The organism is Kitasatospora sp. NPDC090091 (genome assembly GCF_044747365.1).
GTDB lineage: Bacteria > Actinomycetota > Actinomycetes > Streptomycetales > Streptomycetaceae > Kitasatospora.
In genome coordinates this window covers 1-16,315 of record NZ_JBIVDY010000016.1, presented here as the reverse complement: position 1 = coordinate 16,315, position 16,315 = coordinate 1, and the positions used below count along the sequence as shown (strand labels likewise).

The window sequence follows — 16,315 nt, the reverse complement described above, 5'->3', positions numbered from 1 at the left end:
ACCGGTGGCCGCGCCCCCGGTCGGGTGTGGCGGAGTGCGGCGGGGTCGTGCTCCGCCATCGAGTTCGCCCCGAGATGTGAAATCACGCGCCATTGACGAATGAGGTACGCATTTCCCGTCATCGCCCCTGATCACCCGATTCAGCGACGACGACCGCCTCTCCTCGTCGCGGCCCAGGGCCCGGAACCGCGGCGGGCCCTCGGCCGGGGCACTCCCGGGAACGCCGGCGATTTCGGTGAACGTGCAGGTGAGTGCGATTATGGGGGCGCGCGAGTACCCCCGGCCGGTCGCCTAGGCCTCACCGAACCCACCAAAGTGGAATCATCCGATCCGATTATGGTGAATTATTGATCTTTGGCCCCCGCCGGGCTCTCGGGTAGAGTGCGGAACATGTCACGAGCCGGGCTGGACAAGAATCCCCGCGAGGTTGCCGAGATGTTCGGCGGCGTGGCGCGCCACTACGACTGGGCGAACACGGTCATGTGCTTCGGCCTCGACCGGTACTGGCGCAGAGCGACCCATCAGGCTCTTCGACTGACATCGCAGGACCTCGTTCTCGACCTGGCCGCCGGCACCGGCATCTCCACCGTCGAATTGTCCCGGTCCGGTGCCCGCTGCATCGCCGCGGACTTCTCCACCGGGATGCTGTTCCGCGGGCGCGAGCTCGGCCGCGATGTGCCGATGGTCGGTGCGGACGGAATGCTACTGCCCTTCAAGGACGAGTCCTTCGATGCGGTGACCGTCTGCTTCGGGCTGCGCAACATGCAGGACACCGCGGCCGCCCTCTCGGAGATGGCCCGCGTCACCCGGCCCGGCGGCCGGCTGGTGATCTGCGAATTCTCCACCCCCACCTGGCGGCCGTTCCGCACGGTCTACCGGAACTACGTGCCTCGCGCGTTGCCGGTTCTGGCCAAGCGCGTCTCGTCGAACCCGGAGGCGTACGTCTACCTGGCCGAATCCATCCGCAGCTGGCCGGATCAGCGCAGCCTCGCGAACACCATCGCCGGGAGCGGCTGGGGCCAGGTCGGTTGGCGGAACCTCACGAACGGCATTGTGACGCTCCATCGGGCCACCAAACCCGTCTAGCGCACTCGCGTGTGTCGTATACATCACACGGACAACCGCCAGGGTCGACCCGGATTGCAGCAAACTGCCACGCTCCGGGGAGGACCTTGACGCGCCGAGATCGCGATCTATAGCCTCAGAAGAAATACCTTGGAATTGGCTTGCGCCATCCCGGGGAGCTTGTTGCGCACAGTCGGAAATGTTCGAAACGGGGTCCTGTGCGATCGGAACAGAACGGCGGTATATCAGGCCGGGCGAATTCGTCTCGGGCGACTGAGGGAACCGCTTCAGAAATGGAAGAAGGCGACCGGGGCGAGTCCGCGACCGTTGCGGGGCAAGGCGAGCCGATAGCCGTCGTCGGGATTTCCTGCCGACTCCCCGGCGCGGTCGGCCCGGACGAGTTCTGGAACCTTCTTCGAAAAGGCGAGAACGCCGTTTCAGAGGTACCCGCGGACCGTTGGGACGCCGATCTGTTCTTCGATCCCGACCCCACTCGGCCCGGAAAGACGAACACTCGCTGGGGCGGTTTCGTCGACCAGGTGGACCGCTTCGACGCCGCCTTCTTCGGTATCTCCCCGCGTGAAGCCACGAGCATGGACCCCCAGCAGCGATTGATGCTGGAGCTGAGCTGGGAGGCCCTGGAGGACGCCGGGATCGTCCCCGGCGACCTGCGGGACAGCGCCACCGGCGTGTTCACCGGCGCCACCTGGGACGACTACGCCGCACTCGTCCACCACCAGGGCCCGGACAGCCTCGGCCGGCACTCCATGACCGGGCTCAACCGCGGCCTCGTCGCAAACCGCGTCTCCTACTTCCTCGGGCTTCAGGGCCCCAGCCTGACCGTCGACAGCGCCCAGTCCTCCGCCCTCGTCGCCATCCATCTGGCCTGCGAGAGCCTGCGGAAGCGGGAATGCACACTGGCCCTGGCCGGCGGGGTGAACCTCAACCTCGCCCCGCAGAGCACCGTGGCCGCCTCACAGTTCGGCGCCCTCTCCCCCGACGGGCGCAGCTTCACCTTCGACGCCCGGGCCAACGGCTACGTCCGCGGCGAGGGCGGCGGCGTGGTCCTCCTCAAGCCCCTGTCCCGGGCGCTCGCGGACGGCGACGACGTCTACTGCGTGATCCGCGGCAGCGCGGTCAACAACGACGGCGGTGGCGACGGGCTGACCGCCCCGCGCCGGTCCGCTCAGGAAGACGTACTGCGGCGCGCCTACCAGAACGCCGGGGTCCGCCCCGTCGAGGTGCAGTACGTCGAGCTCCACGGCACCGGAACCAAGCTCGGCGATCCGATCGAGGCCGCGGCCCTGGGTGCGGTGCTGGGTGCCGGCAGGGCCTCGGACGCGCGGCTCGCCGTGGGGTCCGCGAAGACCACGGTCGGACACCTCGAAGGCGCGGCCGGGATCGTGGGCGTGATCAAAACGGCGCTGTCCATCCGGAACCGGGAACTGCCCCCGAGTCTCAATTTCGTGTCCCCCAACCCGGACATCCCCTTTGACGACCTGCGCCTCCGGGTCCAGGACGTGCTGGAACCGTGGTCCGCACCCGCGGACCGGCCCCGCATCGCGGGGGTGAGCTCCTTCGGCATGGGCGGCACGAACTGCCATGTCGTGCTCTCCGAGGTGCCGCAGCCCGGGCCGGCGGAGGAGAAACGTTTCGCCCAGGCAGCACCTCTGATCACCACCGGCCCGGTGCCGTGGGTGCTGTCGGGGCGCACGGACGCGGCGCTGCGGGCGCAGGCCGGCCGGTTGCGGGAGTTCCTCGCCTCGCGTGGTGAGGAGTCGGTGGGGCTGGGCGAGGTGGGCTGGTCGCTGGCCACCGGTCGTGCCCGGTTCGACCACCGCGCCGTCGTCCTCGGGGCCGACCGTGCCGGCATGCTGGAGGGGCTGGCGGCGCTCGCCGACGGCCAGGACGCACCCGGTGTGGTGCGCGGCACCAGGACCAGCCAGGACGGGCGGGCGGTGTTCGTCTTCCCCGGCCAGGGCTCCCAATGGGCCGGCATGGCGGTGGACCTGCTGGACGTCTCCCCGGCGTTCCGGGAGCACATCGAAGCCTGCGAACGCGCCCTCGCCCCGTACACGGACTGGCGGCTCACCGACGTCCTCCGCGGCCTGCCGGGCGCGGTCTCGATGGACCGGGTGGACGTCGTCCAACCCGTCCTCTTCGCCGTCATGGTCTCCCTCGCCCGCCTCTGGCAGGCACACGGCGTCCAACCCTCCGCCGTGATCGGCCACAGCCAGGGCGAAATCGCCGCCGCCCACATCGCCGGCGCCCTGACCCTCGACGACGCAGCCCGCATCGCCGCCCTGCGCAGCCAAGCCATCACCCGCATCACCGGCAAGGGCGGCATGGGACACGTGGCGCTGCCGCAGGACCAGGTCTCCGAACGGCTGTCGGCGTGGCCCGGCCTGTCCGTCGCCGCCGTCAACGGCCCTGCCTCGACCGTCATCTCGGGAGACGCCACCGCGCTCCAGGAGTTCATCACGGCGTGCGAGACGGACGGGGTACGGGCCCGTGCCATTCCCGTCGACTACGCCTCCCACAGCGCCCACGTCGAAGAACTCCGGGACGAACTGGCCACCCTCCTCGGCGACATCACACCCCAGGCGTCGACCGTTCCGTTCTACTCCACCGTCACCGGCGGAGTCCTCGACACCCGCGAACTCACCACCGAGTACTGGTACACCAACCTGCGCGAGACCGTCCGCTTCCACGCGACCCTGACCGCGCTGCTCGACGACGGCCACACCCTCTACATCGAAACCAGCCCCCACCCCGTCCTCACCACCCCCATCCAGGACACCATCGAGAACGCCGCCACCGACACCGGCGGGGCCGTCGTCGGAACCCTGCGCCGCAACGAACCCGGCCCCACCCGCTTCCCCACCTCACTCGCCCAAGCCCACACCCACGGCGCCCCCGTCACCTGGACCACCCTCAACCTCCAACCGCATCACGGCCGTCCAGGGCTGCCCACCTACGCCTTCCAGCGGAAGCGGTACTGGATCGACACTCCGCTCGACCCGACCCGCGCTCGCGCGCCGGAGACGCCCGCCAGCGCGGAGGCCGGCACGGACATCGAGACGCCGTTGCCCCTGACCGCGCGGTTGGCCGCGCTCGGTGAGGCCGAGCAGAGGCGACTGCTGCTGGACGTCGTGCGGGAACACGCCGCAGCGGTGACCGGGCACGCCTCCCCGTACGCGATCGAGCCCACGTGTTCCTTCAAGGAGCTCGGCTTCGACTCGGTGAGCGCCGTCGACCTCCGCAACCGGTTGAGTTTCGCCTCCGGGTTACGACTGCCCAGCAGCCTCCTGTTCGACCACCCCACGCCGCGCGTCCTCTCGGGGTTCCTCCACGACACACTTCTCGGGAGTGCGAGCGAGACCGGCCTTCCCGTGGCGAGCAGCGCGAGGGTCGATGAGTGTGAACCCATCGCCATCGTCGGGATGGCCTGCCGGCTTCCCGGTGATGTGCGCTCCCCGGAGGACCTCTGGGAGTTCGTCAGCTCGGACGGGGACGCGATCGCGGACTTCCCCGGCAACCGGGGTTGGAATCTGAGCGACCTCTACGATCCGGACCCCGAGCAGTCGGGGAAGAGCTACACGCGCGCGGGCGGGTTCCTCTACGACGCCGACCAGTTCGACGCGGAGTTCTTCGGGATCAGCCCGCGCGAGGCCGCCGCCATCGACCCTCAGCAGAGGCTGCTGCTCGAAACGTCCTGGGAGGCGCTGGAGCGGGCGGGCATCGCCCCCGAGCGGCTCAGGGGTAGCGCGACGGGCGTCTTCGTCGGAGCCATGTCCCATGACTACGGGCCCCGACTGCATCAGGCACCGGTCGGCCTGGAGGGCTACCTGCTGACCGGGAACACGGCCAGTGTCATATCGGGCCGCGTCGCGTACACGCTCGGTCTGGAGGGTCCGGCGGTCACGGTCGACACGGCGTGCTCGTCGTCGCTGGTGGCGCTGCACCTGGCCTGCCAGGCACTGCGTCAGGGCGAGTGCTCCATGGCACTGTCCGGGGGCGTCGCGGTCATGTCCAGCCCCGGCATGTTCGTTGAGTTCAGCCGGCAGCGCGGGCTGTCGGCGGACGGCCGGTGCAAGGCGTTCTCCGCCGACGCGGACGGCACCGGCTGGTCCGAAGGCGTCGGCGTCCTCCTGTTGGAGCGGCTCTCCGACGCGCAGCGCCACGGACACAAGGTGCTCGCCGTGATCCGTGGTTCGGCCGTCAATCAGGACGGGGCCAGCAACGGGCTCACCGCTCCGAACGGGCCGTCGCAGCAGCGGGTCATCCGCCAGGCCCTCGCCAGCGCCCGGCTGTCGGCGGGCGACATCGACGCGGTGGAGGCGCACGGCACGGGCACCACGCTGGGCGACCCGATCGAGGCGCAGGCGCTGCTGGCCACCTACGGCCAGGACCGGGCGGAGGACCGTCCGCTGTGGCTCGGCTCCCTCAAGTCCAACATCGGCCACACCCAGGCCGCGGCGGGTGTCAGCGGCGTCATCAAGATGGTGATGGCGATGCGCCACGGGGTGCTGCCTCGCACCCTGCACGTGAACGAGCCGACACCGCATGTGGACTGGACGGCCGGAGCCGTGGCGCTGCTGACCGAGCAAACGGCTTGGTCCGACAGCCGCGGTCCCCGGCGGGCGGGTGTGTCCTCGTTCGGCATCAGTGGGACCAACGCGCACGTGATCATCGAGCAGGCGCCGGACGTTGACTCCGCCGCTGCCGGCGCAGCGGCCGAGCCTTTGATCACCACCGGCCTGGTGCCGTGGGTGCTGTCGGGACGCACGGACGCGGCGCTGCGGGCGCAGGCCGGCCGGTTGCGGGAGTTCCTCGCCTCGCGTGGTGAGGAGTCGGTGGGGCTGGGCGAGGTGGGCTGGTCGCTGGCCACCGGCCGCGCCCGGTTCGACCACCGCGCCGTCGTCCTCGGAGCGAGTCACCGGGACATGCTGGCAGGGCTGGCGGCGCTCGCCGACGGCCAGGACGCACCCGGTGTGGTGCGTGGGGTCCGGGCCGGTTCGGACGGGCGGGCGGTGTTCGTCTTCCCCGGCCAGGGCTCCCAATGGACCGGCATGGCGGTGGACCTGCTGGACGTCTCCCCGGTCTTCCGGGAGCACATCGAAGCCTGCGAACGCGCCCTCGCCCCGTACACGGACTGGCGGCTCACCGACGTCCTCCGCGGCCTGCCGGGCGCGGTCTCGATGGACCGGGTGGACGTCGTCCAACCCGTCCTCTTCGCCGTCATGGTCTCCCTCGCCCGTCTGTGGCAGGCGCACGGTGTCGAACCGTCCGCGGTGATCGGGCACAGCCAGGGCGAGATCGCCGCCGCCCACATCGCCGGCGCCCTCACCCTCGACGACGCCGCCCGCGTCACCGCCCTGCGCAGCCAGACCATCACCCGCATCACCGGCAAGGGCGGCATGGGACACGTGGCACTGCCCCACGACCAGGTCACCGAACGACTGAAGGCCTGGCCGGGCCTGTCCGTCGCCGCCGTCAACGGCCCCGCCTCCACCGTGATCTCGGGAGACGCCACCGCGCTCCAGGAGTTCCTGACCGCCTGCGAGACGGACGGCATCCACGCCCGGGCCATTCCCGTCGACTACGCCTCACACAGCACCCACGTCGAAGAACTCCGGGACGAACTCGCCACCCTCCTCGGCGACATCACACCCTCGGCGTCGACCGTCCCGTTCTACTCCACCGTCACCGGCGGAGTCCTCGACACCCGCGAACTCACCGCCCAGTACTGGTACACCAACCTCCGCGAAACCGTCCGCTTCCACGAAACCCTGACCACCCTCCTCACCGACGGCCACACCCTCTACATCGAAACCAGCCCCCACCCCGTCCTCACCACCGCCATCCAGGACACCATCGAGAACACCGACACCGGCGGGGCCGTCGTCGAAACCCTGCGCCGCAACGAACCCGGCCCCACCCGCTTCCTCACCTCACTCACCCAAGCCCACACCCACGGCGCCCCCGTCACCTGGACCGCCCTCAACCTGACTGCCAGTCAAATCGATCTGCCCACCTACGCCTTCCAACACCAGCATCACTGGATCGACACTGCCGGCGACGCCGGGCTGGTCGGCGCGGCCGGTCTGGGGCTGGTCCCGGCGGATCACGCGCTCCTCGGCGCCGCCGTGCCGCTGCCGGACGGCGACGGGTACCTGTTCACCGGTCGGTTGTCCCTGCAGACCCATCCCTGGCTGGCCGATCACGCGGTGCTGGGCACGGTGCTGCTGCCGGGAACGGCCTGTGTCGACCTCGCGGTGCACGCCGGGGACCAGGTCGGCTGCGGACACGTCCAGGAGCTCGCTCTTGAGGCCCCGCTGGTCCTACCCGACCAGGGTGCCGTCGTGCTGCACCTGGCCGTCGGTCCCGCCGACGACGCGGGGAGCCGGTCGCTGACGTTGCACTCGTATCCGGAGGACGCTCCCGCCGGGCAGGGGTGGACCCGTCATGCCTCCGGGAGCGTGTCGCCGCACGAGCCGGCCGCTCCCGCGCAGCAGTTCGTCGGCGACGCGAGTTGGCCTCCCCCCGGTGCGGTCGTGGTGCCGCTGGACGACGTCTACGAGCGGCTGGGCCGACGCGGATACGCGTACGGGCCGGTGTTCCGGGGGCTGCGGGCGGCTTGGCGCCTGGGCGAGGACGTCTTCGCCGAGGTCGCGCTGCCGGCAGAGGAACACGGCGGGGCTGCGGGCTTCGGCCTGCACCCGGCGCTGCTGGACGCCGCGCTGCACGCGATCGGGCTCGGTTCGCCGGAGCCGTCGACGGAGTGTCTGCTGCCGTTCTCGTGGAACGGGGTCTCGCTCCAGGCCGTGGGTGCGGACGCGCTGCGGGTGCATCTGCGTCCCGGCGACAGCGTGCAGGGCGCGCAGCCCGCGCAGGGTGAGCACGGCGCGCGCGAGGGCGGGGGTGCCGGTGTCTCGGTGGCGCTGACGGTCGCCGACCCTGCGGGCCGCCCCGTCGCGTCGGTGGAGTCTCTGGTGCTGCGTGCCGCCACGGCGGACCAGTTCCGCCCGGACGCGGACCCGCTGTACGACAAGCTGTTCCGGGTGGGCTGGGAGCCGGTCGTGCTGCCGTCGGTGGCGCGGGCCGGTGAGCCGGGCGAGGCCGTGCCCGCCCGTTGGGCCGTCATCGGTTCGGGGGACGAGGTCAGCGCTGTCGCACAGGCGCTCGGGTCCGGGCCCGCGGACGTGCGGAGCGTGGCCGTCCATCCGGACCTGCCCTCGCTGGCGTCGGCCCGTGCAGACGCGCGGGCCCGGGGTCTGGCGGACGTGCCGGATGTGCTGGTCGTGGTGGTGCCCTCCGGCCGGGCCGGGTCGCTGGGAGTGCCGGCGGCGGCCCGCGAGTCCGCGGGCGGGGCGCTGGCCGCAGTCCGGCTGCTGCTGGAGGACGAGGGGCTCGCCACAGCGCGTCTGATGGTGGTGACGCACGGCGCGGTGGCGACGGAACGTCATGCGGACGTGCCGGGGCTGGCCGAGGCGCCCGCGTGGGGGCTGGTGCGCACCGCCCAGTCGGAGCATCCGGGTCGTCTGGTGCTGGTCGATCTGGATCGAGACGGGCTGTCCCGGGCGGTGCTGCCGGCCGTGCTCGCCTCGCGGGAGCCGCAGGTCGCCGTTCGGGCCGGCCAGGTCCACGCCGCCCGTCTGGCGCGGCTGGAGGCTCCTGGTGCGAATGGTCCGGGCGGCGGCGGTGACCGGGGAGCCGGGGGCCGGCTGACGCCCCCCGCCCACGGGGACTGGCGACTGGACGTCTCCGGTCAGGGGTCCCTGGAGAGCATCGCGGTCGTCGACTGCCCCGAGGTGGCCGATCCGCTCGGGCCGGGCCAGGTACGGGTGTCGATCCGGGCCGCGGGCGTGAACTTCCGTGACGTCGTGATGGCGCTCGGCATGGTCCCGGACCAGAAGGTCATGGGCTGCGAGGGCTCCGGCGTGGTGACGGACGTGGGCCCCGGGGTCCGAGGGCTGCGCCCCGGCGACCGGGTGATGGGTGTGTTCGCCGGTTCGTTCGGCCCGTCGGCGGTGACCGATCAACGCCTGCTCGCGCGGATGCCCGACGCGTGGTCGTTCGCGGCGGCCGCCTCGGTACCGGTGGTCTTCCTGACCGCGTACTACGCGCTGCGCGACGAGGGCGGGCTGCGCTTCGGGGAGCGAGTGCTGGTGCACGCGGCGGCCGGCGGTGTGGGCATGGCGGCGGTGCAGCTGGCCCGGCACTGGGGTGCCGAGGTGTTCGGCACGGCCGGTCCCGGCAAGTGGCAGGCGTTGCGGTCGCTCGGCCTGGACGACGCGCATCTGGCCTCATCGCGGACCTTGGCGTTCCGGGAGGAGTTCCGGGAGCGGCTGCGGGAGCGGTCGTCCGGCGCGGGCGGCGACGGATTCGACGTCGTCCTGAACTCCCTGACCCGGGAGTTCGTGGACGCGTCGCTGGAACTGCTCGGCGCGGGCGGCCGGTTCGTGGAGATGGGCAAGACCGACATCCGGTCGTCCGAGGAGATCCGGGCCGCACATCCCGGTGTCCGGTACGGCGCGTTCGACCTGCTGAGCGTCGATCCGGACCGGATCCAGCAGATGCTCGGCGAGCTGCTGCCCCTGTTCGAGCAGGGGGTACTGCGTCCGCTGCCCCTCACCACCTGGGACATCCGCCGTGCACCGGAGGCGCTGCGCTTCATGAGCCAGGCGCGCCATGTCGGCAAGGTGGTGCTGACGGTGCCGCGCCCGCTCGATCCGCGGGGCACGGTGCTGATCACCGGTGCGACGGGCTCGCTCGGCGGGCTGCTGGCGCGCCACCTGGTGGCCGAGCACGGTGTGCGGCACCTGCTGCTCACCAGCCGGCGCGGCGAGCGGGCGCCGGGAGCGGCGGAGCTGGTGGCCGAGCTGGCCGGGCTGGGCGTCGAGGTGACGCTGGCGGCCTGCGACACCGCCGACCGGGACGCCGTGGCGACGGTGCTGGCGGCGGTGCCGGCCGCCCACCCGCTGACCGGGGTCGTGCATGCCGCGGGCGTGCTGGACGACGGCCTGGTGGAGTCGCTGTCGCCCGAGCGGATCGACCGGGTGATGCGTCCCAAGGTGGATGCGGCGGTGCACCTCCACGAGCTGACCGCGGACCGGGACCTGGCCCTGTTCGTCCTGTTCTCCTCGGCCGTCGGGACGTTCGGTGGCGCCGGCCAGGCGAACTACGCGTCCGCCAACGTCTTCCTGGATGCCCTGGCGCAGCACCGCAGGGCGCGGGGGCTGCCGGGCCTGTCGCTGGCATGGGGCCTGTGGGACCGGCGCGGCGACATGACCCGGCATCTCGACGAGGCCGATCTGCGCCGGATGGCCAGGGCCGGGATGGCGCCGTTGTCCTCGGCCGACGGCCTGGCGATGTTCGACGCGGCTCTCGCCGGTGATGACGCACTGGTGGTTCCGACGCGGCTGGACGCCTCGGTCGTACGGTCCGCGGCGCAGGAGGTCCCTGCTCTGCTGCGGGGCTTGTTCCGGCTTCCGGTGCGCCGGGTCGTCGCCGAGCGGACCGGGTCGGACGCCGGGGCGGCGACGGGCGGCACGCTGGTGGAGCGGCTGCGGGCCGCCGCGGAGTTCGAGCGCGACCCCCTGCTGCTGGACCTGGTGCGCGGCCACACCGCGACGGTGCTCGGTCATTCGGGCACGGAGGCGATCGGGGCGGCGCGGTCGTTCAAGGACCTGGGATTCGACTCGCTCACCGCGGTCGAGTTGCGAAACCGCCTCAACGCGGCGACCGGTCTGCGGCTGCGGACGACGGTGGTGTTCGACCATCCCTCGCCGACCGCGCTGGCCCGGCGACTGCGCACGGAGTTGCTGCCTGACGGGCCGGCCGAGGGGCCGGAGCGGGCGTCCGCGCTGCTCGGGGAGATCGACCGGTTGGCGGCCGCGCTGTCGGCGCTCGACCCGGACGGGGACGCGGAGGGCGGCATCACCACCCGGCTGCGGGCCCTGCTGTCGGGCTGGGAGGAGCGGCACCGGCCCACGTCCGCGGGTACTGCCGTGGCCGACGAGGAGGGCGCCGACGAGGCGCTGCGGTCGGCCACCGCGGACGACATCTTCGACCTGCTGGACAAGGAACTCGGAGCGTCCTGAGCCGACAAGGCCCGGGTCGTCCGTCCCACGGGGGGAATTCACATGTCGAACGAGGAGAAGCTCCTCGACTACCTCAAGCGCGCGACCGCCGATCTGCGCCAGGCGCGTCGCCGTCTCCGGGAGATCGAGGACCGGGAGCGGGAGCCGATCGCCATCGTCGCGATGAGCTGCCGATTCCCGGGGGACGTCCACTCGCCCGAGGACCTGTGGGAGCTGGTCGCCGAGGGCCGCGACGCGCTCTCCGGGTTCCCGGAGGACCGCGGCTGGGACCTGGACGGGCTGTTCGACGAGGACCCCGACCGGCCCGGCACCTCGTACGCACGGGAGGGCGGGTTCGTCCGTGACATCGCCGGGTTCGACGCGGAGTTCTTCGGCATCAGCCCGCGTGAGGCACTGGCGATGGACCCGCAGCAGCGGCTGCTGCTGGAGGCGTCGTGGGAGGTCCTGGAGCGGGCCGGGATCGACCCGCTCTCGCTGGGCGACTCCCGGACGGGGGTGTTCGCCGGCGCGATGTCCCAGGACTACGGCCCGCGTCTGCACGAGGGGCTGGAGGGACTGGAGGGCTACCTCCTGACCGGCAACACGACGAGTGTCGTGTCCGGCCGGGTCGCCTACGCGCTGGGCCTGCAGGGGCCCGCCGTCACCGTGGACACAGCCTGCTCGTCCTCGCTGGTGGCGTTGCACCTGGCCTGCCAGGCGCTGCGGCAGGACGAGTGCGGCCTCGCGCTGGCCGGCGGCGTCACCGTGATGTCCACGCCCGGGGTCTTCATCGAGTTCAGCCGGCAGCGGGGGCTGGCGGCCGACGGCCGCTGCAAGTCCTTCGCGGCCGCCGCGGACGGGACCGGCTGGGCGGAGGGGGTGGGCATGCTGCTGCTGGAGCGGCTCTCCGACGCCCGCCGCAACGGGCACCAGGTGCTGGCCGTCATCCGGGGTTCGGCCGTCAACCAGGACGGCGCCAGCAACGGGCTCACCGCCCCCAACGGCCTGGCCCAGCAGCGGGTGATCCGCCAGGCCCTCGGCCGGGCGGGGCTCACCACGGGCCAGGTGGACGCGGTCGAGGCGCACGGGACGGGCACCACGCTCGGTGATCCGATAGAGGCGGAGGCGCTGCTGGCCACCTACGGCCAGGGGCGGGCCGAGGGCCGTCCGCTGTGGCTGGGGTCGCTCAAGTCCAACATCGGTCACGCCCAGACGGCTTCCGGTGTGGCGGGTGTGATCAAGACGGTGATGGCGATCCGGCACGGGGTGCTGCCGCGCACCCTGCACGTCGACGAGCCGACGCCGCACGTGGAGTGGTCCAGCGGTGCGGTCCGGCTGCTCACCGAGCCGGTCGCCTGGCCCGAGACCGGTGAGCCGCGCCGGGCGGGGGTGTCCTCGTTCGGGGTCAGCGGCACAAACGCGCACGTCATCGTCGAGCAGGCGCCGTCCTTCGCGGAGCCGGTGCCGGGCGAGGGGGCGGAGGGCTCCCAGAGGGCGGAGGGCTCCGAGGGGGCGGAGGGAACCGGTTCCGAGGGCAGCGGCCGCGGTGGCAGCGCGGCCGGTGGGCCGGCGTACGTGCCGCCGCTGGTCGGCACGGGGTTGGTGCCCTGGGTGCTGTCGGGGCGCACGGACGCGGCGCTGCGGGCGCAGGCCGCTCGGCTCCGCGAGTTCGTCGCTCCGGGGGAGGAGCGGATCGGGCTGGGTGAGGTCGGCTGGTCGCTGGCCACCGGCCGGGCCCGGTTCGACCACCGGGCCGTCGTCCTCGGGGCGAACCACCGGGACATGCTGGAGGGCCTGGCGGCGCTCGCCGACGGCGATGACGCGCCGGGTGTGGTCCGCGGTGTCGCGGCGGTCGGCAGCCGCCAGGCCGACGGCCAGGCGGTGTTCGTCTTCCCCGGCCAGGGCTCCCAGTGGGCCGGCATGGCGGTGGACCTGCTGGACGTCTCCCCGGCGTTCCGGGAGCACATTGCGGCCTGCGAGCGCGCGCTCGCCCCCCACACGGACTGGCGGCTCACCGACACCCTGTACGGCCTGCCGGGGGCGGCGTCGATGGACCGGGTGGACGTCGTCCAGCCCGTCCTCTTCGCCGTCATGGTCTCCCTCGCCCGCCTCTGGCAGGCGCACGGCGTCCAGCCGTCCGCGGTGATCGGGCACAGCCAGGGCGAGATCGCCGCCGCCCACATCGCCGGCGCCCTGTCTCTGGACGACGCGGCCCGCATCGCAGCCCTGCGCAGCCAGGCCATCACCCGCATCGCCGGCAAGGGCGGCATGGGACATGTGGCGCTGCCGCAGGACCAGGTCTCCGAACGGCTGTCGGCGTGGCCCGGCCTGTCCGTCGCCGCCGTCAACGGCCCTGCCTCGACCGTGATCTCAGGCGACGCCACCGCGCTCCAGGAGTTCATCACGGCGTGCGAGACGGACGGGGTGCGGGCCCGTGCCATTCCCGTCGACTACGCCTCACACAGCACCCACGTCGAAGAACTCCGGGACGAACTCGCCACCCTCCTCGGCGACATCACACCCTCGGCGTCGACCGTCCCGTTCTACTCCACCGTCACCGGCGGAGTGCTCGACACCCGCGAACTCACCGCCGAGTACTGGTACACCAACCTGCGCGAGACCGTCCGCTTCCACGCGACCCTGACCGCGCTGATCGACGACGGCCACACCCTCTGCGTCGAAGCCAGCCCCCACCCCGTCCTCACCACCGCCATCCAGGACACCATCGAGAACGCCGCCACCGACACCGGCGGGGCCGTCGTCGGAACCCTGCGCCGCGACGAGCCCGGGCCTGCCGGCTTCCTCACCTCACTCGCCGAGGCGCACACCCACGGCGCCGCCGTCACCTGGGTGGCGCTCAACCTGATCGATCGTCATGTCGACCTGCCCACCTACGCCTTCCAGCGGAAGCGGTTCTGGATCGACCCGGTGACCGCTGACGTCGCGGGGCAGGTGCGGCTCGACGGGATCGCCCGGGAGTCGGGTTCCGAGGCGCCGTTCGAGGGCGCCGAATCGCTGGCGCGGACGCTGCGCGACCTCGCCCCGGCCGAGCGCGACGAGATGCTGCTCGACCTGGTGCGCACCCAGGCCGCTGCCGTCCTCGGACATGCCGAGCTGGACGCGGTGGAGCCCGCCCGGGTGTTCAAGGAGTTCGGTTTCGACTCGCTGACGGCGGTGGCCCTGCGGAACCGGCTCAACGCCAGGACCGGCCTGCGGCTGCCGGTCGCCGTGGTCTTCGACCACCCCACACCACGCGCGCTCGCCGCATTCCTGGGCACGGAGTTGCTGGGGCAAGGACGCGGCACCGACGCGCTCGTTCCGGCCGGTCGGGAGTCGGACGAAGGCGAACCGATCGCCATCGTCGCGATGGGCTGCCGCTTCCCGGGAGACGTCCGCTCGCCGGAGGAGTTGTGGCGGCTCGTCGTGGAGGGTGCCGACGCGATCACGCCGTTCCCGACGGACCGTGGCTGGGACCTGGAGAACCTCTACCACCCGGATCCAGAACACTCGGGAACGACCTACGTGCGCGAGGGCGGCTTCCTGACGGACATCGCGGGATTCGACCCGGTCTTCTTCGGCATCTCGCCGCGTGAGGCGCTGGCGATGGATCCGCAGCAGCGGCTGCTGCTGGAGACGTCGTGGGAGGTGTTCGAGCGGGCGGGGATCGACCCGGCGACGCTGCGGGGCAGTAGGACCGGAGTCTTCGCCGGAACGACCCACCAGGACTACGGGCCCCGGCTGCACGAGCCGCTGGCAGAGGTGGAGGGATATCTCCTGACCGGCAACACGCCCAGCGTGGTGTCGGGCCGCATCGCCTACACCTTCGGCCTGGAGGGGCCGGCGGTCACGGTCGACACGGCGTGCTCGTCGTCGCTGGTGGCGCTGCACCTGGCCGCGCAGGCGCTACGGCAGGGCGAGTGCGACCTGGCCCTGGCCGGTGGCGTGACGGTGATGTCCACCCCGGGCGCGTTCGTGGAGTTCAGCCGACAGCGGGGGCTGGCGGCGGACGGACGGTGCAAGCCGTTCTCAGCGGCCGCCGACGGTACCAGCTGGGCCGAGGGTGTCGGATTGCTGCTGGTCGAGCGGCTCTCCGACGCCCAACGCCACGGGCACCGGGTGCTGGCCGTCATCCGGGGCTCCGCCGTCAACCAGGACGGCGCCAGCAACGGCCTCACCGCCCCCAACGGGCCCTCGCAACAACGCGTCATCCGCCAGGCACTCGCCAACGCGCGCCTGTCCGCGACCGACGTCGACGTCGTCGAGGCGCACGGCACCGGTACGACGCTCGGCGACCCGATCGAAGCCGAAGCGCTGCTGGCCACGTACGGGCGCGAGCGCGCCGACGAACGGCCGCTGTGGCTGGGCTCGGTGAAGTCCAACATCGGCCACACCCAGGCCGCCGCCGGCGTCGCCGGCGTCATCAAGACCGTGATGGCGATGCGCCACGGCGTGCTGCCCCGCGTACTGCACGCCGACCAGCCGTCGCCGCACGTGGCCTGGACCGAGGGCGGCATCGCCCTGCTGACCGAGGAGACCCCCTGGCCGGACACCGGGGCGCCGCGCCGGGCGGGTGTCTCGTCCTTCGGCGTCAGTGGGACCAACGCGCACGTGATCCTGGAGCAGGCGCCGGCCGTGGAGACATCGGCTCCGGACGACGGGCCGGCCCCGCTGGGCGGCCTGGTGCCGTGGGTGCTGTCGGGCAAGACGGACGCCGCGCTGCGCGCCCAGGCCGTACGCCTGCACCACCACATCGAGACCAACCCCGAGCTCGACCTCGCCGACGTGGCCTGGTCCCTGGCAACGGAACGGGCAACATTCGAGCACCGCGCGGTCGTCCTCGCCGACCACCGCGACGACTTCCTCACCCGCCTACAGGCCCTGGCCGACGGCGAACCCGCCCCCGGACTCACCAAGAACACCACCACCCCCGGCAAGACCGCCTTCCTGTTCACCGGGCAGGGCGCGCAACGACCCGGCATGGGACGCGAACTCTACGCACGCTTCCCCGTCTTCGCCGAAGCCTTCGACCAGACCTGCGCCCTCTTCGACACCCACCTCGACCAACCACTGAAGAACCTCGTCTTCGCCGACCCCGGCACCCACGAGGCCACCCTCCTCGACCAGACCCGCTACGCCCAACCCGCCCTGTTCACCCTCGAAGTCGC

Annotated in this window: 3 protein-coding genes; all 3 read left to right on the top strand. The window is 72.2% G+C overall.

The features are described 5' to 3' along the window. The first annotated feature begins 390 nt into the window (after positions 1–390). Complete coding sequence (locus ACIPSC_RS26135; RefSeq protein ID WP_400828492.1) at positions 391–1,086, top strand: demethylmenaquinone methyltransferase; 696 nt, start codon at positions 391–393, stop codon at positions 1,084–1,086. Between the two features lie 272 nt (positions 1,087–1,358). Next, positions 1,359–11,171: an SDR family NAD(P)-dependent oxidoreductase gene (locus tag ACIPSC_RS26130; RefSeq protein ID WP_400828491.1), complete on the top strand. Its 9,813-nt coding sequence runs from the start codon at positions 1,359–1,361 to the stop codon at positions 11,169–11,171. A 42-nt stretch (positions 11,172–11,213) separates the two neighbouring features. Further along, positions 11,214–16,315: beta-ketoacyl synthase N-terminal-like domain-containing protein (locus ACIPSC_RS26125; protein WP_400828490.1), on the top strand; the 5,102-nt coding region annotated here is incomplete at its 3' end.

Excerpts from the sequence above, each read along its gene's own strand:
- ACIPSC_RS26130 (WP_400828491.1), top strand. The coding sequence starts at position 1,359 with ATGGAAGAAGGCGACCGGGGCGAGTCCGCGACCGTTGCGGGGCAAGGC.
- ACIPSC_RS26135 (WP_400828492.1), top strand. The coding sequence starts at position 391 with ATGTCACGAGCCGGGCTGGACAAGAATCCCCGCGAGGTTGCCGAGATG.